This window comes from Luteimonas sp. GW821-FHT14E02, assembly GCF_058803905.1.
The window spans coordinates 48,808-70,928 of the sequence record NZ_JBXAPK010000013.1 but is presented as its reverse complement, the minus strand read 5'-3'; the positions used below and the strand labels follow the sequence as shown (position 1 = coordinate 70,928).

The following is a 22,121-nucleotide window of genomic DNA, read 5'->3' as shown; positions in this document are numbered from 1 at the left end:
CGTCCGACGCTAAGCAAGAGCCGTTATTCCTTCAAGCTGCGACCGCAGCATTTTTCGGCAACGCAAATCGGGGCGAATCCCCCACCCTCATTGATTGCATTTGTGCGTGAAAGCACGCTTTCGCAATCGCGAGTTCGGCGATGCGGGCTTGGCGTTCAGAACGTGACGCTCCAGCTGTTGATGTAGCCGGTGTCCTGGGACGCATTGTCATTCACGCGCAGCTTCCACGTTCCGTTCAATGCCTCGCTCGACAGGTTCAGCGCCACCGTCTTGTTGATGTTGTCGGCGCTGCCGCCGCTGCGGTTGTGGATGTTGTACAGCGTGCCGTCTGGCGCCACCAGATCGACTTTCAGGTCGCCGATGTAGGTATGCACGATCGCTACCGTCACGGAGGCGTTGCTCGGTGCATTGCCGCTGCGTCCGGAGACCGCGATTGGGCTGTCGACGGTGGCGTTGTCATTGATGGTGTAATCGCCGGTATTGCTGTAAGTCTGTGTCCCCGGCTCCGGATCCGGACCGCCACCGCCCGTGGTCTTGCCAAGCTCGCCGAGGAAGGCCAGGCCGAGCTTGGCGAACTTCGCGCTGTTGGCGGCGCTGTTGCCCATGTTGGTGAGCGTGTCGCTGGATGTATGGATGTACGGGAAATACTCGCCGGTTTCGTCCCCGGCCTCGAACATCATGGCCGCGGGGAAGCCGGCACTGGTCCAGGATGCATGATCGGAGCAGCCGTAGCCGCAGGTGTAGGTGCCACGCGTGAGCCCGAGCGGCTGGAGATACGTATCGAACAGATCGGTGAGGAACTGTTTGAGCGCCGTATTGCTGTTGTCGGTGATCAGCTGCATGTCGACGCCCGTGCCGACCTTGTAGTTGGTCATGTCGAGCTGGAGCACGCCCACGACATTCTTGCCCTGCGTCTTGAACGATTGCGCGATCGCATTGGAACCGCGCAGACCGACTTCCTCGGCGGCATAGCCCATGAACATGACGGTGCGCTTCGGCTTCCACCCGCTGGCGGCGGCCACGCGGATGACTTCGGTGAGCGTGGCGATGCCGGAAGCATCATCGTCGGCGCCCGGCGCGTTCATGCTCGAACCGCTGCCGCTGGAACTGATCGAATCCAGATGCGCGCCCAGCACGACGATTTCGTTGGGCAGCTCGTTACCCTGGATGGTGAGGATCACCGAGGGCTGCGTGGAGCAGGTGCTGCAAGTGGTGAACAACGCCGCAGAGGCATCGGTACGACCGCTGACCAGGCCTGCCCAGGTGTCGCGAATCCAGTTCGCGGACTGCTGGCCGGTCGAGGTGGAGTAATAGCGGTTGTTATATGAGGTCGAGAGATGGCTGATGGTGTTGAGGATGTTCGACGCCTGCACCTGCGACAGCCACGGGTTGACCGTCGTCTGGTTGTCGATGGTGTAGCTGACGAGTGCGGCGCGCTGTACGGCCTGCGTGGTCTGGTCGGAGCGGATGAAGGCTTCCGCTTCGGCGAGCGTGTCGAAAGCGAAGAAGCCGCCGCAACGCTTCTCGCGGGTATGGATCGTCTCGCTGATCGCGGGCAGCTGATGCGTCTTGACCTCCGAGATCACGAGGGAATGACCGAAACTGTCCTTGCGCGCGAGTCCTGTGCGCGCGGCGTTCTGGATGCCGGCGCGATACGTTGCGTCTGAGCTCACCAGATAAACCGGCGCCAGTGCATCTTCTCCAGCGGCCGCTCCAGTGCCCGATACCAAATGGCCGGTCACGTTCTGCGCCGAAGCGCTCGCGAAACAAAGCGGTGCACAGACCGCCAGCAACCCTGCGAAGGTTCGAAGTGATTTCATGAAGTCGCTCCTGCTCTTCCGTTGACGGATGTCATCGGATATGGATGGTTGGTTGGATGCGATGATGGCCTCGTGAAATGCGAGGCATCACGACGCTAAGTGACGCTTGCAACGACGATCAAGTTGCAGTCGCAGCATTCCGAGTGCATCAAGCGTGAGATGGCTCACGGTTCGCACCAACAAAAACCCCGGCACATGGCCGGGGTTTTTGCTGTTATCACCTGCCAGCTTCCGATCAGAACGTGACGCTCCAGACGTTGAGCTTGCCGACGTCGCCGTTGGCGCTGTCCTTCACGCGCAGATTCCACGTGCCGTTCAACACCTCGCTCGACAGATCAACGGTGTAGGTCTTGTTGATGTTGTCGGTGCTGCCGCCGGTACGGTTATGCAACACGTACACACTGCCATCGGGCGCGATCAGGTCGATCTTGAGATCGCCGATGTAGGTATGCGTGATGTCGACCTTCACCTGGGCGTCGTCCGGTGCGTTGCCGCTGCGGTTGGCGACCGCGACCGGGCTGCGGAACGAGCCGTAGTCGGTGATGTTGAAGTCGGTGTCGTTGGTGTACGTCTGCGTACCGCCGCCGCCACCGCCGCCGTAGTCGCCCACCAGGGTCACGCCCGAGTAGGACGAATACGCCTTCAGGCGCACGTAGTACTTGCCCGCGGTCGGCGTCGCGAAGGTGCACACCTCGCTATTGCCGCTCTTGTAGGGACGGCAGTCGTAGCTGGTGTCGGTCGGCATGCTGCCCAGCTTCACGTACATGTCGGCATCACCGGTGCCGCCCGAGATCGTGAAGGTGAGGTTGGACGAACCTGCCGGCACATCCATCGTGAAGGTCAGCGCCTTGCTCGTCGCCGCGGCAAGATCCGTGACCGCCACGCCCTTCTCCAGCACGACCGGATCCGGATCAGGCGGCGGGCCACCACCGCATTCGACATCGACCGCGGCGAACGCCGCCGTAACGTCGGCCTTGCTCCAACCCTGGTCTTCCGCCGCCGTTTCGACACCGCAGGCGCCCTGGTAGAAGTCGGTGGTCGTCGTCCAGTAGTCGCGGTTGGCCACTGCGAAGGCAAGGAATGCCTTCTTGGTATCCCAGCCGGTGGTGTGTGCCAACGTGTAGAAGGCCTTGTTGAAGACGCCGGACGAGTAATGCACGTCGAGGCCGTCGTAGTAATCGTTGGCGCTGCCGATGGAATCGCCGTCCTGCGTCGGATCCTCCATGTAGCGCAGCGCCTGTCCAGCGGCCTTGAAGATCTCGGCGCCGACCAGGAAGTCATTGCTGCCCTTGAAGAAGAATTCGGCCGCTTCGCCGGCGATGTCGGAGAAGGATTCGTTGATGCCGCCCGACTGCCCTTCGTATTCGAGACCGGAGTTCTGCTCGGTGTAACCGTGCGAGACCTCGTGCGCGAGCACGTCCAGGCTGACCAGCGGATAGAACGTGTTGAAGCCGTCGCCGAACGACATCGTCTGCGTCGACGGGCTCCAGAACGCATTCTCGTAGTTGGTGCTGTAGTGCACCTTCAGCGTCACCTTGCCGGTGAGCGGCGACGAATCGAGGTAGTCGCTGTACATGTCGAAGACGACATGGCCGAAGTAGTGCGCGTCGTTGAGCGGCGAATAGGCGCCGTTGATCTCCTTGACCGTGTTGCGCGGGCAGGTGTACGTCCAGGGCGTGGAGCCGCTGGTGCCGTGGTTGAGGTTGACCGTGGTGACCTTGTCCGAGTTCATCGTGCAGTTGGTGCCGCTCTGCTCGACGTCGAGGAATCCGAAGTCGGTGCCGTACTCGTACTGGCCGGTCTTGGTGTTGCCACCCGGGCCGGTGCCGATCTCGGCATGCTGCAGGGCGTCGTACTGCCTGAGGACGTTGCCGTTGTCGGCGTCGATGAAGGTCACCGGATTGGTCGCGGCGCCGCCCCTGGCGGAATCGGCGAAGTACGACACTTTGTATGCCAGACGCGCACGGCCGTCGTTCCCCACGAACACGACCTGCTCGCTGCGTTCTCCCTCGATACGCAGGGCGAGCTGGCGATCCCCCAGATTCACGCTCTTGGCGCGCGAGAGTGCCTGGCTGGCCGTCAGCTTCGGCGTGGCGCCGGACAGTTCGCGTTCCAACCCTTCGATCTTCTGGCCGAACAGCGTGCGAACGCGTCCATTGGCGTCTTCGCTCACCACGATCTGCGCGCCGTGCACCGGCATGCCGCGGAACTGCTGCTGGTAGCGGTAGTTGCGCACGCCATTGGGCAACGTGTGCGACCTGAGCGGACGCAGCGTCGACTCCGAGCCGAGCGTCAGCAGTTGCGCATGGCGCTGCTCCGGCTGCTTGAGAACGCCGACCGCGGCCACGCTGGCACTCGGTCCGGCATTCAGTTGTGCGATGTTCTCTCGATGCAGATCCACCTTCGTCGCCGCTTGCGCGGACAGGGCGGCGCAGGCGAAAGCGAGAGGTGTGATTGCAAACAATCGCAGAGGATGTTTCTTGATCACGTCTGTGGTTCTCCTAAGGGTTGGATATGCGACCGACCATCCGGGCGGCCTCTCTCGAGCGTTTCCAACTGCGGAACGTCCGCCGGCCCCCTACCGGGCGCGAAGTCCGCACTGCTGTTCAAAGGTCCGGCGCTGCACGATGCCTGGCAGGTGCCGGCATCTCCGGGCCCTGCGCAGTTTCAGTTCTTGCCTGACATCACCTTCGACGAAGAGACACCAACCCATGCCCACGCTCCTGCCGGCACGGCTGCGATGCGGTGGCGAGATTCCCTGGAGGCGCATTCGATGCCGACCATTCGCGGCGCGTCCATGCACACGCGCGGCAGCAGCCTGCGCGCCTGAGGACGGCCTCGGGTTTGGTGCGACATCAAAACCCCCGGGATTCAAACCGCAACGCGGACCGGCGGCGTTGTCGAAACGGCACCGCCGGAAAAAGACGCGTGAAGTCGCGCGTCCATGAATCGACCTTAAAGGACAACGGGGGTGCGGTCCATGCCGCAAACGGCGCGATACGACATTCCTCGCGCGCCTCTCATCACAGTTTTGCGACGCGACCGTTACAGCCGCAACGGAATAACGGGCCTATAACATCCCGGTTTCGAGACGCGCCGCTTCCGACATCATGTTGCGGTTCCAGGGCGGGTCGAAAACGAGCTCGACGTCGGCCTCGGCGACCGTCGGGATCATCTCCAGCTTGCTGCGCACGTCGTCCACGAGGATGTCGCCCATGCCGCAGCCAGGCGCGGTCAGGGTCATCTTCACTTCCACGAAGCGGTTTCCGTCGTCGCGACGGGAGACGTTGGCTTCGTAGACCAGGCCCAGGTCGACGACGTTGATCGGGATTTCCGGATCGAAGCAGGTGCGCAGCTGTTTCCAGACCAGCACCTCCACGGCCTCGTCGTCGGCACCGTCGGGCAGCGACAGCGGCGATGGCGGCTCCTTGCCGATCGCATCCGCGTCACGCCCGGCGATCCGGAACAGGTTGCCCTCGATGAAGACCGTGTAGCTGCCACCCAGCGCCTGGGTGATGTAGCCGATGCTGCCGGCCGGCAGGGTCACGGCCTCGCCCTGCGGCACCAGGACGGCGGCGCAATCGCGTTCGAGGCGGACGGGTTCGCTGCTGCGGGAATACATGCGGGCAAAATGGTGGCGGCGGCCACGCCGCGCAAGGTGCGCATTGTATCGGTGGCATAGGCGGTATGCTGTTCCGTTTTGCGACCGGCACCGTTCCGCATGGCCTCCGCTCCGCCAGCCCCCCGACCTGCTTCCCGACCGCCCTCCCGCTTTCCGACGCCGCTGACACTGATCCTGCTGCTGATCATCAGCTGTGGCATCGCCGCGGTCTGGGCGCTGGTGTCCCTGTATACGGGCAAGCAGAGCACCTGGATGGCCGTGGTCGCCGCCTTCGACGCCGTGTGGGTGCTGCGCGCCTGCCGCATGCGCGCCGGCTGGGCACGGGCCGCCAGCGCGGTGCTGGGGACGCTCGTGGCCGTGGCCTTCGCCAACTGGAGCATCGCCGCCACCCGCATGGGCCTGCCGCTGGGCATCCCGCCCTGGGATTCGTTCGTGCGGCTCGGGAGCGACCACGCCTGGACGCTGATCTCGCTCACCAATTCGGCGCTGGACCTCGCCTGGATCGGCGCGGCGCTTGTAGTGGCGACCGTCGCCGGACGCTGACCGGGCCGCGACAGCCGCTAGCGCAGCACCACCGACAGCTGCTGCTTGAACAGCCGCTCCGGGATGTAGTTCAGGTAGCCCAGATAGATCGCCTGGTCGATCAGGGCGCCCTTGTTCTCCACCGCGAACTTGCCCTTCATCGCGTCGATGTGGTTTTCCACCGTGCGCGGGGACAGGGTGAGGATCGCGGCGATCTCCTTGATCGTCTTGCCGCGCACGAGGAAGAACAGCACTTCCGCCTCACGCTGGCTCAGCTTGATCGCGCCGCGCTGATGGTGGTCGAGGATGTAGCTGCCCTGCCCGGTCAGGTGGCTTTCGAGCTGGATGCCGGTCTGCACGCGCCCCAGCAGCGAGCCCAGCTCGACGGTATGGGCCGAGGTGATGTCGGCGAGATGGAAGATCGTGCCGACGACCTTGCCGTTCTCCTCGTCGACCAGCGGCGTCTTTGTGGACAGGTAGGCACGCCATTCGCCACCGGCGAAAGGATGAATGTCGAGCACGCGCAGCGGCTGCATGCTCAGCATCACCTCCTTGTCCTGCGCGCGGAACAGATGTGCGCAGGCCACGGTATCGCAGGGCATGTCGAAATCGGTGCGGCCGATCGCTTCGAGATTGTGCTTGAGGCCGACGGCTTCCGTGTAGCGCGAATTGGCGTAGAGGAAGACCGAATTCTCGTCCTTGCAGCCCCACAGCCCGGGCATCTGGTCGAACAGCGAGCGCAGCCGCGCATCGATCTCGTGGGTCATGCCGACGCCTCCTCGCGCGCGGGAGCGGATGGCACCACGAACCGGTCGCTGCCCAGATGATCGGGGCTGCAGGCGAACAGCAGGATCAGCGGATCGGTGCCGGTGTTTTCCAGCTGGTGCGCCGTGCCGGGCGGTATGCGGAACAGCGCGCCGCTGCCGATCGGCTGCGAATCCACCTGCGCCGGTGCCTCGTGATGCCAGGTATGGATCGTGCCGACACCGCCGAGGATGATGTAGATCTCGTCGCCCTGACGGTGATAGTGCGGATTCACCGAGCGGCCCGGCGCGATCTCGGTGATGTAGTAGCTGCAGGCCGGATCGTCCAGCACGCTGGCGATGCGGATGCCGGCCGTATCGTCCTGACGCGTATCGCTGGCCAGCAGGCTGAACGCGTTACGGATGGTCAACGGGACGAACGAGGCTGAAGAAGCTAAATCGGCAGCGGAAGAACGGGCCTTCATGCCCGAAGTATGGCATGCGTCACGCTGTGAATCATGACGAGGCAGGCGGCGCGAAACGGACCGAAAATCGGGTTCGCGAAATCGCACCCAGAAAGCGGCACATCCCTGTGCCAATCCGTGCCCCAATGGGCCAGGGCCGGCTCACTTTTTACGCGTGTGCCGGCGATGCGACATCCGGGCAAATCACGCTTGTCGCCCTCGCCAAAATCTGTTAACTATCGCGCTTCCCGCGCGGCACAGGCATGCCTGCCCGCGACTTACGCGGACAGGCGGAGTTGTCGGGCACCTCATGGGCAAAGTCGCGGATCGATTCGAGATCATCGCCATCCGGCTGTCGAGCCAGGCGATGGTCCGCGCCTGGTCCAATCCGCGTGACGGGAAGCCCAATTCAAGCCCAGGCCCGCCCTGGCCTCCCGTGCAAAACCAGCACGCACGCGTACAGATGCCGGTGAATCACCGGGTTACGAGCGGATCGAGCACTGGCGGCAACGATATTCTTTGCGCAAGATCGCCGAACTCACAGGGGAAGACGGCATGAACGACACATTGCGCGGCGCGCGCGCGTCCAGACCATGGCGATGGCTGCTTCTGGGCGGGATCGTGCTCGGCACTCTCGATGCGATCTTTGCCATCGCGTTCTGGTATCCGAAAGGCGTCACCGCCACGCAGGTGTTCCAATCCATCGCCAGCGGCCTGCTCGGCAAGGCCAGTTACGAAGGCGGCGAGGCAACGGCGTGGCTCGGCGCCGGTCTGCACTACTTCATCGCGACGATGATGGTGGTGGTCTATTACCTCGTCGCGCGCTGGTGGCGCATGCTCGTGCGCCATCCCATCACTTATGGATTGCCGTATGGCGTGGTGCTGTATCTGGTCATGAACTTCGTCGTGCTGCCGCTTTCGGCATTCGGGATGCCGAAATTCAACGACCTGCGATGGGTAGGCAGCAGCATCGTCATGCACGCCATCTTCGGCGTGATCTGCGCGCTGACCGCGCGCAAGGCGTTACGAGGCTGATGCCGGCGACGGCGTGGCTCAGTGCCCGCCGCCGTCCAACGCCTTCAGTTCGCTCACCAGCGCATTCGCCATCTCGCTGCCGTCGCCGTACAGCATGCGGGTGTTGTCGGCATAGAAGAGTGCGTTCTCGATGCCGGCGAAGCCGGTGCCCTTGCCGCGCTTGATGACGATGGTGTTCTTGGAATTCACCACGTCGAGAATCGGCATGCCGTAGATCGGCGAGGCCGGATCGGTCTTCGCCACCGGATTGACCACGTCGTTGGCGCCGATCACCAGGCTCACGTCGGTGTTGGCGAACTCAGGATTGATGTCGTCCATGTCGGCGATCAGATCGTAGGGCACACCCGCTTCGGCCAGCAGCACGTTCATGTGGCCCGGCATGCGGCCCGCCACCGGATGGATGGCGAATTTCACCTTCACGCCGCGATCCATCAGCTTCTGCGTCAGCTCCCAGATCTTGTGCTGCGCCTGCGCCACCGCCAGGCCATAACCCGGCACGATCACCACGCGTTCGGCATACGCCATCATCGCGGCGACGTCGCCGGCCTCGATGGGCTTCTGCGTGCCGGTGATCTCCTGTGCCTGCCCACCACCGCCGAAGTTGGAGAACAGCACCGACTTGATCGAGCGGTTCATGGCCTTCGCCATCAATCGCGTCAGCAGGATGCCGGCCGCGCCGACCATCATGCCGGCGATGATCAGGGCTTCATTGCCGAGCACATAGCCTTCGAACGCCACCGCCAGACCGGTGAAGGCGTTGTAGAGCGAGATCACCACCGGCATGTCGGCGCCGCCGATGGGCAGCGTCATCAGCACGCCGAGCGCGAGTGCGGCGATGAAGAACGCGACGATCACCGGCACGCTCAGCGAATGGATCGCCAGAGCGCCCAGCACCGCCGCCGCCAGCGCCACCAGGGCGTTGAACACCTGCTGCCCCGGGAAGGTGTAGCGCTTGTCCATGCGGCCATCGAGCTTGGCCCAGGCGATGATCGAGCCCGTCAGCGACACTGCGCCGATCAGCGCACCGATCACCGCGAGCACCAACGTGACGATCGGCGGCTCCACCGACATGGCCATCGGCGTGCCGGTCACCGCATCGACTTGATAGACGCTGTTCAACGCAGAGAACTTGAACAGTTCCACCGCGCCGATCGCCGCCGCCGAGCCGCCACCCATGCCGTTGAACAGGGCCACCATCTGCGGCATGTCGGTGATCGCGACCTTCTTGCCCCAGACCCAGGCGACCGCGGTGCCGATGGCGGTCGCCGCGACGATCAAGCCGAGATTGTGCAGACCGGGCAGGAAGAACGTCGCCACGGTGGCGATCAGCATGCCCACGCCCGCCCACTGGATGCCGCTGCGCGCGGTCTTGGGCGAGGCCATGCGTTGCAGGCCAAGCAGGAATAGTGTCGCGGCGACGAGATAACTGGCCTTCACCAGAACGGAAAGCCACACCATCACTTCTTCTCCGGCTGCTTGGAGGACTTGAACATGTCCAGCATCCGCTCCGTCACCACGTAGCCGCCGGCGGCGTTGCCCGCCCCGAGCAGCACGGCGAGGAAGCCGATGATTTTTTCGAGCGTGGTATCGGCGTGGCCGAGCACGACCATGGCGCCGATCAGGACGATGCCGTGGATGAAGTTGCTGCCGGACATCAGCGGCGTGTGCAGGATCACCGGCACGCGCGAGATGATCACGTTGCCGGCGATGGCGGCCAGCATGAAGATGTAAAGCGCCACGAACCCGTCGCTCACCGCTCGTCTCCCCGCAACCGAAGTTCCCCGCATCATAGAGCCAGTCGTGTGATTTTGGGCACGTCGCCGCAACTGGCTGTCAACCGATGTCGCGACCAGACGTTTCCATTGCAACCAACCCGATCCGTTCGCAGACCCGATGACATGGCCTCGGCCGCGCGCCCGCAAGCGAAAACTCCGCCTGTTTCCAGCGGATTCCCAGGCGATTTCCGGCACGCGGCCGGTACCGGCGCCGCGACAGCCGCGGTTGCGCGTGGGCGGCTTATGCTCGTGCCGGTGAGCGCAGACGCTGCCCGCCTCGATCCCCCACCCGCGCCGGGCACGGCGCCGGAGGCGGGCAGCCTGGACCAGTTCCTGGCCGACACCGGGCCGCGCGCGTTCCGCTTCGCCGAGCTCGGCCTGCGCCACCGCGAGGACGCGCTCGACGTCGTGCAGGAGGCGATGATGAAGATGCTCGCCTACCGAGACCGCCCGACCTCGGAATGGTCGCCGCTGTTCTGGAGCATCCTGCGCAGCCGCATCATCGACGCCCAGCGGCGCCGGACGTTCCGGCTCGGCTGGCTGTTCAACGCGGGCGATGCCGGCGACGGCACGCCGGACTGGGCCGATCACCAGCCCGATCCGGCCCGGGCGCACGACAGCCGCGAGGCCTACGCGCAGTTCGTCACGGCACTGCGCGAGCTGCCGCGCCGGCAGCGCGAAGCGTTCACGCTGCGCGTACTGGAAGAATTCGACGTCGCCGATACCGCGCGCATCATGGGATGCAGCGAGGGCTCGGTGAAGACACACCTGTCGCGGGCACGCGAAGCGTTGCAACGGCGACTGGAGGATTTCGCATGAACGACACCCCTGAAAACGAGATGCAGCAGAAGGATCGGGATTTTGACGCCGCGATGCGGCAGCGCTATGCCGAGGCGACGACGCAAGTGTCGGCGCGGACCCAGGCGCAATTGCATCAGCGCCGTCGCCAGGCGCTCTCCACGCCGCGACGGGCGGCTTCACCCCTGCGCCGTTATGGTTTGGCGGGCGCGACCGCATGCGCGGCATTGTTCGCCGCCGCGCTGGGCCTGCAGTGGCAGCAGGAAAACCGTGTGCAGCCCACGCTCGCCGCGCCGTCGGCGCCGGTCGCCAGTGTGGACGTCGATGATGACGACGGCGGCCTGTACGACCAGAATCCTGATTTCTATCTTTGGCTGGCCTCCCAGGACGCCCAGTCCCTCGCGATGGAGTGACGCATTCATGACCCGCCTCGCCCCCCGCCGACTCCTCTCTGGCATGTTCCTCGCGCTGCTGCTGGGCTCCCATACCGTGAGCGCGGCACCGCCGCCGCTCCCACCCCCACCACCGCCCGGCTCGGTGTCGATGCCGGACTGGGAACACCTGTCACGCGAACAACGCGAACTCCTGCTGGCCCCCGTGCGCGAGCGCTGGAATTCGAATCCGGACGAGCGCGCGCGCATGTTCGAGCGCGCGCGACGCTGGCAGGAAATGACGCCGGAACAGCGCGTGCGCGCCCATCGCGGCATGAAGCGCTGGGACCACATGCCACCGGAGCAACGCGAGCAGATGCGGACCATATTCGAGAAGCTGCGCGCGCTGCCGCCCGAGCAGCGCAAGGTGCAGATGGAACGCTTCCGTGCGATGACGCCGGAGCAGCGCAGGATGTGGCTGGAGAAGCAGCCGACACCGCCATGAACGCCGAGGCGGGCTTGCGATCGCAGGTGAGGCGTTGAGAATGCCGATGCGCGAGGAGCTTTTCGATGGGAGAGCTGTTAAACGGTGGAAAGCGCCTGCGCCAAGGTCAAAAGCGTTTCGCCCCTGAAGGGGCGAGTTCATTTCTTTTGATAAGCGTCAAAAGAAACGAACCAAAGAAAAACGCTTTTCTCGACACAGCAATCCCATGGCGGGTTGAGCCCCAGGATTTTCCGACTCGCCATCCATGGCTCGGTCGGAAAACGGCGGGCTTCCTGCCCGCCGCCCTTCGGGTCTAGAAGCAATCATGGCTCGCAAGGCTTAGCAGCCAAGAGCAAAAGCTGCTCGGCTTTGCCTCGCCTTTCGCTTCTAAAAATGCTTGAGCGCCCCCACCAGCCGGAGACCCGGAGGGCGGCGCACAGGATGTGCGCCGTTTTTCGACCGAGCCAGGATGGCGAGTCGAAAAATCCTGATAGCAATGAAACCCTGGGGCTGCTTCGTCGGGAAAAGCGTTTTTCTTTGGTTCGTTTCTTTTGACGCTTATCAAAAGAAATGAACTCGGCCGCGTAGCGGACGAAACGCTTTTGCCTTCAAAACCAATCAACAAATAAGAGCAAGCCACCCCCAGCCGCGCCAACAGACGATCACGCCAGCGTGGCAGCAATCTCGCCAACACGAGCCGATTCAGGCACCGCCGGCCACACGGTCTTCGCCAGCAATTCATCGTTCCAATCGAACGCAACCGCACCGTTCTTCACCAGCAACGAAACGAAATTGAACACATTGCGTGCATACATCTCACTCGCATGCAACGCACCGCTACTGGCGAGGTTGAGCGGGCCAGCAACCGTCACGCCGTTGACGTCGACCGTTTCACCAGGCCTGGTCAACTCGCAATTGCCGCCGGTCTCGGCGGCGAGGTCGACGATCACGCTGCCGGGCTTCATCCCTTCCACCATCGCGGCGGAGATGATCTTCGGCGCCGGACGCCCCGGCACCGCGGCCGTGCAGACGATCACGTCGATGCCTTTCAGATGTTCGGCAAGCCGGCGCTGCTGCTCGGCGCGCTCCTCGTCGGTGAGCTGGCGCGCGTAGCCGCCCTCGCCCGCTGCACTCACGCCGAGGTCGAGGAACTTGCCACCCAGCGATTCGATCTGCTCGCGCGTTTCCGGCCGCACGTCGAAGCATTCCACCTGCGCACCGAGCCGTTTCGCCGTCGCCACCGCCTGCAGACCGGCGACGCCCGCGCCCACGATCAGCACCTTCGACGGCCGGATCGTGCCGGCGGCGGTGGTCAGCATCGGAAAGAAGCGCGGCGCCAGCTGCGCGCCGATCAAGACGGCCTTGTAGCCGGCCATGCCGGCCTGCGAGCTCAGCACGTCCATCGCCTGCGCGCGCGTGGTGCGCGGCAGCCGTTCGAGCGGGAAGGCCAGGACGCCCTTCGCGCGCAGCGCGTCGGCACGCGCGGGATTGGCATCGGGTTGCAGGCTGCCGATCAGCACCGCGCCCTGCTTCAGCGTCGCGATCGTCTCCGGCGGCGGCGATTGCACGCACAGCACCAGATCCGCATCGGCCAGCGCCGTCGCATCGACCAGTTCCGCGCCGGCCTCCGCATAGGCCTGATCGGCGATGCTCGCGCCCACACCCAGGCCGCGTTCCGCGCGCACTCGCGCGCCGGCGGCCACCAGCTTCTTGCAGGTTTCCGGCGTCAATGCGACGCGGCGTTCACCCGGCGCGGTTTCACGCACAGCTGCGATCAGTACCTTGCCAGTCTGGACGGCTCCGGTTTCCACTGCCATGCAACGCTCCGCTGGGGGGGTTGCCCTCATCCTAGCGAATCGGATCGGCCCCGGCGATGTCCCGGTGGCAGAATACGAACTCGTTTTATCCGAAACCATCGCATTCACAGGCGCGCTCCCCACGTGACCCCACTCGAAGTCCTCGACGCCCGCCGCTCCGTTCCCGCCAAGCAACTCGGCGAACCCGGACCGGACGCTCCCACCCTGCTGCGCATGCTGCGATCGGCCGTGCGCGTTCCCGATCATGGCAAGCGCGTGCCGTTCCGCTTCCTGCGCATTGCCGGCGATGCGCGCCAGGCGCTTGGCGAGGCGCTGGTCGCGCGCACGCTGGAACTCCAGCCCGATGCGCCCGAAAGCGCGATCGACAAGGATCGCCACCGCTTCTCGCATGCGCCGCTGGTGATCGCGGTCGTCGCCGTGCTCGACGCCGACGACACTCAGATTCCCGAACAGGAACGCCTGCTCTGCGCCGGCTCGGTCTGCTTCGCCCTGCTGCAGGCCGCCCAGGCGCTGGGTTTCGGCGCCAGCTGGCTGACCGGCTGGCCGGCCTACGATGCCAGGATCCTGTCGTTGCTCGGACTCGGCCCGCAGGAACGCATCGCCGGCTTCGTCCACATCGGCACGCCGAAGCTGGAGGCGCCGGAGCGCGAGCGTCCCGATCCAGCATCCTTGCTGAGTGATTGGACGCCGGCGTGAACGCTCCCCGGCCACCACTGCATCTGATCGACGCCAGCCTGTACGTCTTCCGCGCCTGGCATTCGATGCCGGACGAATTCCACGACGCCGACGGCTGGCCGACCAATGCGGTGCATGGCTTCGCGCGCTTCCTGATCGAGCTGCTCGAACGCGAGCGCCCGCGCCACATCGTGGTCGCCTTCGATGAAGCGCTCGACAGCTGCTTCCGCAATGCGCTGTATCCCGCCTACAAGGCCAATCGCGCGCCGGCACCGCCGGAACTCAAGCGCCAGTTCGCCTACTGCAAGGCGCTGTGCGACGCACTCGGGCTGGTGGTGCTGGCGCACAGCGACTACGAAGCCGACGATCTCATCGGTAGCGCATTGCATGTCGCGCGCGGTCACGGCCATCGCGGCATCATCGTTTCGGCCGACAAGGATTTGTCGCAGCTGCTGCTCGAACATGACGAGCAATGGGATTTCGCCCGCGGCCAACGCTGGGGGATGGCCGGCGTCAAGGCGCGCCACGGCGTGGAAGCACACCAGATCGCCGACTACCTCGCATTGAGCGGCGACGCCGTCGACAACATCCCAGGCGTCCCCGGCATCGGCGCCAAGACCGCGGCCGTGCTGCTCGCCCATTTCGGCAGCCTCGACGCCCTGCTCGAACGCATCGACGAGGTGCCGTACCTGCGGTTCCGCGGCGCCGCGCAGGCGGCGATCAAGCTGCGGCAGCATCGCGAGCAGGCATTGCTGTGCCGGCAGCTTTCCACCATCGCGCTCGATGCCCCCCTGACCGGTTTCATGCCGCCCGCTTCTGGGCCACTTTTCCTGCGTAATCAGGCCGATGCCGCCACCCTGATCGCGCTCTGCGAAGCGATGCGTTTCGGCCCGCTGACGCGCAAACGATTGCAAGCCGTGACGGACGTCGACTTAACGGCGTCATCGAATCCGTCGTAGCATCACGCAACCAAATTTTGCGCGACATCCCATGACCGACACCCCTGAAATCCTCTACCAGGGCGAATGGCTTCGCCTGGTGAAACGCGACCACTGGGAATCCTGCGAACGCACGCACGGCAAGGACGGCCTGGCCGTGCTCGTCATCGCGGTGACGCCGGATGACCACGTCCTGTTCGTCGAGCAGTACCGCGTGCCGCTCGGCGCCAGAACCATCGAGATGCCGGCCGGACTGGTCGGCGACGACGACGCCGAGGACACGCTGGAAGACGCCGCCCGCCGCGAACTGGTCGAGGAAACCGGCTGGGAGGCCGGCCGCGTCGACGTCCTGCTGATCGGCCCGACCTCGGCCGGCATGAGCAACGAGCGCATCGCCTTCGCGCGCGCCCGCGACCTGAAGAAAGTCGGCGAAGGTGGCGGCGTCGGCAGCGAGAACATCACCGTGCACAGCGTGCCGCGCGCGAGCGCGCCCGCGTGGCTGATGCGCAAGCACGCCGAAGGCTTCGAGCTGGACCTCAAGCTCTGGGCCGGACTGTGGATGATCGAGCACAATCCGGATGGATCGCCCGCGATCTGAAGCGGTTAGTGTCGCGAGTCTACCGCCGCGTTCACGTCGACGTGGGAGCGCCGGAGAAGGCCGCTCCCTGAAGTCGGAACCGTTGTCTCAACGAAGGGATGCCGGCCCTGTTCAATTGCGCATTTCTTCCAGCTCCATCCCCTTCGTTTCCCGCACAGCGGCAAGTACGAATCCGAATGAGAGCAAGGCGAACGCCGCGTACAGGCCGTAGGCGAAGCTGAGACCGATCTCGGCCAGCTGCGGGAACGTAGCGGTGATCGCGAAGTTGGCCAACCACTGCGCAGCCGCTGCCACCGCGAGCGCGATGGCGCGGATGCGGTTGGGGAACATCTCGCCGAGCAACACCCATACCACCGGCCCCCAGCTCACGCCAAAGAAGATGACGTAGAGATTGGCGGCGACGAGGGCGACAGGCCCCCACGGATGCGGCAGCTGGATGTCGGCGCCGCCGCCCGCCGCCTGCGAGAAGCACCATGCCATCACCGCCAGCGTGATCGTCATGCCGGCCGAGCCGATGACGAGCAGCGGCTTGCGGCCGATGCGATCGACCAGCGCGATCGCGACCAGCGTCACCAGCACGTTGGTGATCGAGGTGGCGACGGTGATCTTGAACGAGTCGGCTTCACTGAAGCCAACCGAATGCCACAGCGTCGACGAGTAGTAGAAAATCACGTTGATGCCGACGAACTGCTGGAACACCGACAGCAGGATGCCGATCCACACCACCGGCAGCAGTCCGCCACCTGCCTTGCGCAGATCGCTCAGGCGCGGACGATGCTCCGAACGCAGGCTGGCATCGATCTCGTCCACCTTGTGATGGAGCGCCTCGTCGTCGGATAGGCTCAGCACCTGGCGCAACACGCCGGCGGCAGCCGTCTTCTCGCCCTTCGCCACCAGATAGCGCGGCGATTCCGGAACGCGCAACACCAGCAATCCGTACACCACCGCCGGCAGCGCGGCGACGAGGAACATCCATCGCCACGCATTCAGACCGAACCACAACGGCTGCGCCGCGCCACCGGCCAGATGCGCGAGCAGCGCATCCGAAGCCAGCGCGACGAAGATGCCGAGCACGATGGCAAGCTGCTGCAACGAGCCGAGCCGTCCGCGCACGTGCGCGGGAGAGATTTCGGCGATGTATGCCGGCGCGATCACCGAGGCGATGCCCACGCCCATGCCGCCGACCAGCCGCCAGAACACCAGATCCCAGACGCCGAACACCAGCCCCGAGCCCACCGCGCTCACGGTCAACGCCACCGCCGCCACCTGCATGGTGCGCACGCGCCCCCAGCGGTCGGCGAGCGGTCCGGCATACCAGGCGCCGATGGCCGAACCCAGCAGCGCGCAAGACACCGCGAAGCCGATCAGCGTCGCGTCGAGCTTGAAATCACCGCGGATCGCGTCGACCGCGCCGTTGATGACCGCGGTATCGAAACCGAACAGGAATCCACCGAGCGCCGCGACCGCGGCGATGGCGACGACGCGAGCATTGGTCCGCGCCGGGGGCGATGTCGCAACTGCATTCACGGTGATTCTCCTACGGGCCTCGGCCCACTGAGAACGCCACCTGCGTTCGCGCCGAACGTTACCGGGTTATCGGCCGGACGTCATCGCATACGTATGCGCCGCGGGCAGGCGGTCACGCAAACCGGTCGGTCGCCCTGACCAGCGCGTCGATGTTCTCCGCCTCGAAAGCGGAATGGCCGGACGCGGATGTAATGGTCAACTGCGACTTCGGCCACGCTTTGTGCAGCTCCCAGGCGCTTTGCACCGGGCAGACCACGTCGTAGCGGCCATGCACGATGACGCCGGGGATGTCGGCGATCTTGTGCGCATCGCGCAGCAGCTGATCCTCCACCTCGAAGAAGCCGCCGTTGACGAAGTAGTGGTTCTCGATGCGGGCGAAGGCGAGCGCGAATCTGGCGTCCTCGTGTCCCGTGACGAAATCCTCATCGACGTGCAGGAAGGACGTCGCGCCCTCCCACACGCTCCAGGCGCGCGCGGCGGCCAGCCGCGCGGATTCGTCATCACTGGTCAGGCGGCGGTGGAAGGCGGAAATCAGGTCATGGCGCTCGACCGAGGGAATCGCGGCGATGTAGTGCTCCCACGCATCCGGGAACAGCCGCGACGCACCTTCCTGGTAGAACCATTCCAGCTCCCAGCGGCGCAGCATGAAGATGCCGCGCAGCACCAGCTCGGTCACGTGCTGCGGATGCGTCTGCGCGTAGGCGAGCGCCAGCGTCGATCCCCACGAGCCGCCGAACACCTGCCAGCGTCCGATGCCGAGCTTGATACGCAGCTTCTCGATGTCGGCGACCAGATCCCACGTGGTGTTGTCGACGAGATCGGCATGCGGCGTCGAACGGCCGCTGCCGCGCTGGTCGAACAGCACGATGCGGTACTTCGACGCATCGTGGAAGCGGCGCATCTTGGCGCTGCAACCCGCGCCGGGACCGCCATGCAGCAGCACCACCGGCTTGCCGTTCGGATTGCCGCATTGTTCGTAGTAGAGCGTGTGGCGATCGTCGACCTGGAGCGTTCCAGTATCATAGGGTTCGATGTCGGGGTACAGGTCGCGCATGCGGCACCTTCGATCAGGGATCGTTGAAGTGTAATGGATGGCAGGTAACGGAGGGAAAAAGCCCGAATATCTCCGGCTCGTCATTCCCGCACAGGCAAGCAATGACGCGCGGAAGAGATGTCCGCCGACTCTTTTCGCCGACGGATCAAGCGCTGATTCGCCCCAGCGTCACTCGTTCACGCCCTTCCAGATCTCGCAACGTGGCGACATCGGAGAACCCGACCGCGACCAGCAGATCGCGCACGGGCGCGCCCTGCTCGAACCCATGTTCCAGCAACAGCCATCCACCCGGCCGCAGATGCATCGGCGCGTCATGGGCGATGACGCGAATGGCATCGAGGCCGTCCGCGCCCGAAGACAGCGCGAGCTGCGGTTCGTAGCGCAGATCGCCTTCGCGCAGATGCGGATCATCTTCCGCGAGATAAGGCGGATTGCTGACGATGACATCGAATGTTTCACCGACCAGCGACGAGAACCAGTCGCCGCGACGGAATTCCACGTTGTGGATTTCGTGGCCCTGCGCATTGGCGAGCGCCAACGCCAACGCGTCTTCGCTGACGTCGATCGCGATCACGCGCGCGAGCGGGCGCTCGCTCGCCAGCGCGAGTGCGATCGCACCCGTGCCGGTGCCGAGATCGGCGATGCGCGCTTCGCGATCCGCCGGGATCCGTTCGAGCGCGGCCTCGACCAGCAATTCGGTTTCCGGGCGCGGGATCAAGGCCGAGGCGGTGGTTTCCAGTTCCAGCGTCCAGAAACCGCGTCGGCCCGTCAGATAGGCGACGGGTTCGCCGGCTTCGCGTCGCGACAGCAATGCCTGGAAGCGCTCCAGCACCGCCGCACCGATCGGATCATCGCCATGCGTGTAGAGCCAGGCGCGATCGTAGGCACGCGCCCGGTCATGACCGCGCAGCGCGTGCAACAACAACAGCTCCACCTCGGCGGGCTCGATGCGTGCACGCGCTTCGCGCAGGCAGGCGGTGATCGTCGGCGTCGCGATGTGCCCGCCCTCGTTTACTTGCCCGCGAACGTCGGCGCCTTGCCGGCGCGCGCGTCCACCTGCGCGGCGCAAAGCTGCACCGCCTCGATGGCCTGCGTCAACGCACGCGGGCCGCCTTCGATGGTTTCCATGCGCTTGGCGAACTTGGTCTGCAATTCCTGCGCCTCGTCGCGGCTGCACATGCCCATCGCGTAGAGATCGAGCAGACGCGCGCCCGCCGGCGCCAGCTTGGCTTCCAGTGTCTTGAAATTGCCGTCAAGCCACTGCCGCAGCGCGACGCGGGTTTCGGGCTTCTCGCCCTGGCCCATGAGAATGTCGGGAATCTCGTTCCTGCGCAGCAAGCCTTGCTCGAGCGCCAGCGTGCGTGCGCGTTCGGCCAGCTGCGGATCACGCGAGCTGCCGAGCGCGGCGGCCAGATCGCCGCGCAGTTCGGGATCCTGTGTCGCGCGCAGATGCTGCTCGGCGGAATCGAACGCCGCTTTGCCGCCGTCCTGCACCGCCACGGTGATGGCGAGGCCGCGGATGTCGCGCGGCGCGGCATCGGGCTTCAGCTTGCCGTCGCCGTCCAGGCCGAGCACGGCACGCCCTTGCGTGGCGAGCTGCTTGCGCACCGCCGCATCGTCGAGCGTGCGCGCGAAGAAGCCGATCAGTCGGCTGCGCAGGATGCGGGTATCGTCGGCTTCCTTGCTCTGGAACGTCGTTCCCAGCTTCTCCAGGCGCGGCCGGTAGATCTCGGCGATACCGGCACGGAACGCCTTGCGCGAAGCCTCGTCCTGGAACAGGTACTCGTCCATCCACCTGACCTCGCCCATGCCCGTCGTCACCGTCTGGCGCACGTCGGCGTTCGCGAACTGCGGCAGCGTCTTGACCAGATCGCTCGGCGTGAGGTCGCCCGCGTCGTAAGCGGCGATGGCCGAGTCGGCGAACATGCGCTGCTCGCGTTGATCGAGCTTCGCGAAGGCGCCGGACAGCGCCTGCTGCAGTTTCGGCGCGAGCGAGAAACGGTAGTAGCCATCGCCGTGTGCGTTCGGCATCACCCAAGTCGGGCAGCTTTGCGCGCGCTCGAGTTCGACGCGCGTCTGCGCCTCGGTCACCAGCGTGCATTCCTCGCGCACGGCCTTGCCGTCGGCGTAGCGCACGCACAGGGGAATGCCCCATGTCTGGTCACGGCTCGCGCTCGAACCGAGCGGCAGGTAGCGCTGCTGCTGCACCGTGATCGCGGGCTTGCCATCGCCGCAGGCCAGATCGATCTTCACGAACGGCACGCCTGGCTGATCGATGAAGCTGGTGAAAGCCTTGGCGACGCGCTCGGGTTCCTTGCTCTGTTCGGCCACCGACTGGATCAGCTCCGCGCTGGTGGCGTTGCCGCGCGCATGCGCCTGCAGGTAGTTGCGCACGCCATCGCGGAATTTGTCCTCGCCGATGTAGTGCTCGAACATGCCGAGTGTGGCCGCGCCCTTCTGATAAGTGATGCCGTCGAACGCGGACTGGATGTCGGTGAAATCCTTGATCGGCTCGTGGATGCGGCGCGTGGTGGCGAGCCGGTCGGCGTCCATGGCTTCGATCACGCCCTCCAGCAGATCACGATCGATGTGCGATTCCGGCCGGAGCTGGCCGTGGATCTTGTTGCCCATCCAAGTGGCGAAACCTTCGTTGAGCCAGATGTCGTCCCACCAGCGCATCGTCACTAGATCGCCGAACCACTGGTGCGCGAGTTCGTGCGCGCTGACGCCCCAGTAGGCCTGCAGCAGTCTCGCGCTGGAATTCTCGTCCGGGAACATCAGCACGTCGCGATAGACGATCAGCCCGGCGTTCTCCATCGCACCCGCCCAGAAATCCGGCGCGGCGACATTGTCGAGCTTGTCGAACGGATACGGGATGCCGAAATAATCCTCCAGCCCCTTCACGATCGCCGGCGTGTGCTTGAGCGAATACGCCATGCGCGCGCCCTGTCCCTTCGCGGCGATGCCGCGCAGCTTCAGCGGCGTGGTGCGCGAGCCATTGGGCGCGATGTCGGGACCGACGGGAACATCCCAGGGACCGACCGCGAAGGCGATCAGATAGCTCGGCAAGGCTTCGGTGCGGCGGAATGTCACCTTCTTCCAGCCATCAGCCAACTGCTCGGTCTTCTCTTCGGCCGTGTTCGCGACGGCGACGTCGTCCTTCGGCACGATCAACGTGATGTCCCACGGCTGCTTGAAGCTCGGCTCGTCGAATCCGGGGAACGTGTTGCGCGCGCCCAGTGGTTCCATCTGCGTGACCACGTAGTCGCTGTCGTCCGGCTTGACGCGGTAGGCGCCTTGCAATTCACCGAAGGGAGCGTCGTATGCAATCTCGATGGTCGCCTTGCCGGCCGGAATCTTTTCGCCCGCGCTGAGCTTGAGCACACCGGAAACGTCGGCGTTCTCCGTCTTCAGCGCGATGCGCTTGCCATCGGCGAGCACTGCCTCGGCCTTGTCGATCTTCAGATCGCGGCCGTGCATCCAGATCGTGTCGGTTGCTTCCGCCACGTTCGCTTCGATGCGGGTCTTGCCGCTGAAGCGTTGCTGTTTCGGATCGAGCTTGAGTTCCAGCTGCACCAGCGACGGCACCACCGTGCGTGGCAGCGGTCCCTTGGGCACCTGATCGGCGGCATGGGCGATGCCGGCGCAAGCCAGCAATGCACTCGTCAACGAACTGATTCGGAACGTCTTGCTGCGAAGCGGGTGCATGGGCTGGCCTCGGCCGGAAAAAGCGCGAGCGTACGTCGGACGAGGGGATGCGGCATGTGTCGTTAGTTACATCGCATCCGCATCGTGGACTGCATGACCCGATCACGCCATGCATCAGCCGCACATCCTCTTTGTCGCTTCGCTCCTCAACATCCAACAGGTCTGCGAAG

At 65.0% G+C, this 22,121-nt stretch carries 21 protein-coding genes; 9 read left to right on the top strand and 12 right to left on the bottom strand.

The genetic code is table 11. The features are described 5' to 3' along the window. Positions 1-155 precede the first annotated feature (155 nt). On the bottom strand, positions 156-1,820 hold the full coding sequence (locus tag AC1RNP_RS17815) for a M20/M25/M40 family metallo-hydrolase (RefSeq protein ID WP_493052638.1): 1,665 nt from the start codon (positions 1,818-1,820) through the stop codon (positions 156-158). Positions 1,821-2,055: 235 nt separating this feature from the next. Beyond that, the gene (locus tag AC1RNP_RS17810) at positions 2,056-4,308 is read right to left on the bottom strand and encodes a M4 family metallopeptidase (protein ID WP_493052637.1); all 2,253 of its coding nucleotides are present in this window, start codon (positions 4,306-4,308) and stop codon (positions 2,056-2,058) included. A gap of 186 nt (positions 4,309-4,494) precedes the next feature. Here AC1RNP_RS17810 and AC1RNP_RS17805 point away from each other — a divergent pair, with 186 nt between their 5' ends. Beyond that, positions 4,495-4,650 (top strand): hypothetical protein, encoded by a 156-nt coding sequence (locus AC1RNP_RS17805; RefSeq protein WP_493052636.1) that lies wholly within the window; start codon positions 4,495-4,497, stop codon positions 4,648-4,650. A gap of 240 nt (positions 4,651-4,890) precedes the next feature. Here the strand turns inward: AC1RNP_RS17805 and sufT are convergent, their stop codons facing one another. After that, positions 4,891-5,442: a putative Fe-S cluster assembly protein SufT gene (gene sufT, locus AC1RNP_RS17800; RefSeq protein ID WP_493052635.1), complete on the bottom strand. Its 552-nt coding sequence runs from the start codon at positions 5,440-5,442 to the stop codon at positions 4,891-4,893. Positions 5,443-5,541: 99 nt separating this feature from the next. Here sufT and AC1RNP_RS17795 point away from each other — a divergent pair, with 99 nt between their 5' ends. Continuing rightward, on the top strand, positions 5,542-5,985 hold the full coding sequence (locus tag AC1RNP_RS17795) for a hypothetical protein (RefSeq protein WP_493052634.1): 444 nt from the start codon (positions 5,542-5,544) through the stop codon (positions 5,983-5,985). 17 nt (positions 5,986-6,002) lie between these two features. Here AC1RNP_RS17795 and AC1RNP_RS17790 read toward each other — a convergent pair whose 3' ends face one another. Both AC1RNP_RS17790 and AC1RNP_RS17785 read right to left on the bottom strand, forming a co-directional pair. After that, positions 6,003-6,731 carry a helix-turn-helix transcriptional regulator gene (locus AC1RNP_RS17790; RefSeq protein WP_226470339.1) on the bottom strand — a complete coding sequence of 243 codons (729 nt, stop codon included), beginning with the start codon at positions 6,729-6,731 and terminating at the stop codon, positions 6,003-6,005. Continuing rightward, on the bottom strand, positions 6,728-7,138 hold the full coding sequence (locus AC1RNP_RS17785) for a cupin domain-containing protein (RefSeq protein WP_493052633.1): 411 nt from the start codon (positions 7,136-7,138) through the stop codon (positions 6,728-6,730). The genes AC1RNP_RS17790 and AC1RNP_RS17785 overlap by 4 nt, the downstream gene beginning before the upstream one ends. Before the next feature lie 588 nt (positions 7,139-7,726). On the opposite strand from AC1RNP_RS17785, the gene AC1RNP_RS17780 reads away from it, so the two are divergent. Continuing rightward, a complete protein-coding gene (locus tag AC1RNP_RS17780; protein WP_493052632.1) occupies positions 7,727-8,206 on the top strand; it encodes a hypothetical protein in 480 nt (159 codons plus the stop codon). A gap of 18 nt (positions 8,207-8,224) precedes the next feature. On the opposite strand, the gene AC1RNP_RS17775 is transcribed toward AC1RNP_RS17780, so the two are convergent. Then, complete coding sequence (locus AC1RNP_RS17775; RefSeq protein ID WP_493052631.1) at positions 8,225-9,664, bottom strand: NAD(P)(+) transhydrogenase (Re/Si-specific) subunit beta; 1,440 nt, start codon at positions 9,662-9,664, stop codon at positions 8,225-8,227. After that, positions 9,664-9,960 (bottom strand): NAD(P) transhydrogenase subunit alpha part 2, encoded by a 297-nt coding sequence (locus tag AC1RNP_RS17770; RefSeq protein WP_493052630.1) that lies wholly within the window; start codon positions 9,958-9,960, stop codon positions 9,664-9,666. The genes AC1RNP_RS17775 and AC1RNP_RS17770 overlap by 1 nt, the downstream gene beginning before the upstream one ends. Positions 9,961-10,224: 264 nt before the next feature. Between AC1RNP_RS17770 and AC1RNP_RS17765 the strand changes: the two genes are divergently transcribed. Genes AC1RNP_RS17765 through AC1RNP_RS17755 form a run of 3 tightly spaced genes read left to right on the top strand, consistent with a single transcriptional unit; the run spans position 10,225 to position 11,655 of the window. Beyond that, a complete protein-coding gene (locus AC1RNP_RS17765) occupies positions 10,225-10,800 on the top strand; it encodes an RNA polymerase sigma factor (protein WP_493052668.1) in 576 nt (191 codons plus the stop codon). Next, on the top strand, positions 10,797-11,192 hold the full coding sequence (locus AC1RNP_RS17760; RefSeq protein ID WP_493052629.1) for a hypothetical protein: 396 nt from the start codon (positions 10,797-10,799) through the stop codon (positions 11,190-11,192). The genes AC1RNP_RS17765 and AC1RNP_RS17760 overlap by 4 nt, the downstream gene beginning before the upstream one ends. A gap of 7 nt (positions 11,193-11,199) precedes the next feature. Continuing rightward, complete coding sequence (locus AC1RNP_RS17755; RefSeq protein WP_493052628.1) at positions 11,200-11,655, top strand: DUF3106 domain-containing protein; 456 nt, start codon at positions 11,200-11,202, stop codon at positions 11,653-11,655. A gap of 641 nt (positions 11,656-12,296) precedes the next feature. Here the strand turns inward: AC1RNP_RS17755 and AC1RNP_RS17750 are convergent. Further along, complete coding sequence (locus AC1RNP_RS17750; protein ID WP_493052627.1) at positions 12,297-13,451, bottom strand: NAD(P) transhydrogenase subunit alpha; 1,155 nt, start codon at positions 13,449-13,451, stop codon at positions 12,297-12,299. Positions 13,452-13,574: 123 nt separating this feature from the next. On the opposite strand from AC1RNP_RS17750, the gene AC1RNP_RS17745 reads away from it, so the two are divergent. The 3 genes from AC1RNP_RS17745 to AC1RNP_RS17735 are packed head-to-tail and all read left to right on the top strand — an operon-like array spanning position 13,575 to position 15,662. Further along, complete coding sequence (locus AC1RNP_RS17745) at positions 13,575-14,147, top strand: nitroreductase family protein (protein ID WP_493052626.1); 573 nt, start codon at positions 13,575-13,577, stop codon at positions 14,145-14,147. After that, complete coding sequence (locus AC1RNP_RS17740; protein ID WP_493052625.1) at positions 14,132-15,085, top strand: 5'-3' exonuclease; 954 nt, start codon at positions 14,132-14,134, stop codon at positions 15,083-15,085. Before AC1RNP_RS17745 ends, AC1RNP_RS17740 begins: the two co-directional genes overlap by 16 nt. A 31-nt stretch (positions 15,086-15,116) precedes the next feature. Next, positions 15,117-15,662 (top strand): NUDIX hydrolase, encoded by a 546-nt coding sequence (locus AC1RNP_RS17735; protein ID WP_226470350.1) that lies wholly within the window; start codon positions 15,117-15,119, stop codon positions 15,660-15,662. A gap of 111 nt (positions 15,663-15,773) precedes the next feature. On the opposite strand, the gene AC1RNP_RS17730 is transcribed toward AC1RNP_RS17735, so the two are convergent. The 4 genes from AC1RNP_RS17730 to AC1RNP_RS17715 form a co-directional block, all read right to left on the bottom strand. Continuing rightward, positions 15,774-17,189, bottom strand: a complete 1,416-nt coding sequence (locus AC1RNP_RS17730) for a sugar porter family MFS transporter (protein WP_493052624.1) — start codon at positions 17,187-17,189, stop codon at positions 15,774-15,776. A gap of 112 nt (positions 17,190-17,301) precedes the next feature. Then, on the bottom strand, positions 17,302-18,243 hold the full coding sequence (gene pip / locus AC1RNP_RS17725) for a prolyl aminopeptidase (RefSeq protein ID WP_493052623.1): 942 nt from the start codon (positions 18,241-18,243) through the stop codon (positions 17,302-17,304). Positions 18,244-18,388: 145 nt separating this feature from the next. After that, the gene (prmC, locus tag AC1RNP_RS17720) at positions 18,389-19,240 is read right to left on the bottom strand and encodes a peptide chain release factor N(5)-glutamine methyltransferase (protein WP_493052667.1); all 852 of its coding nucleotides are present in this window, start codon (positions 19,238-19,240) and stop codon (positions 18,389-18,391) included. Positions 19,241-19,254: 14 nt separating this feature from the next. Next, complete coding sequence (locus tag AC1RNP_RS17715; protein WP_493052622.1) at positions 19,255-21,951, bottom strand: M1 family metallopeptidase; 2,697 nt, start codon at positions 21,949-21,951, stop codon at positions 19,255-19,257. Positions 21,952-22,121 lie beyond the last annotated feature (170 nt).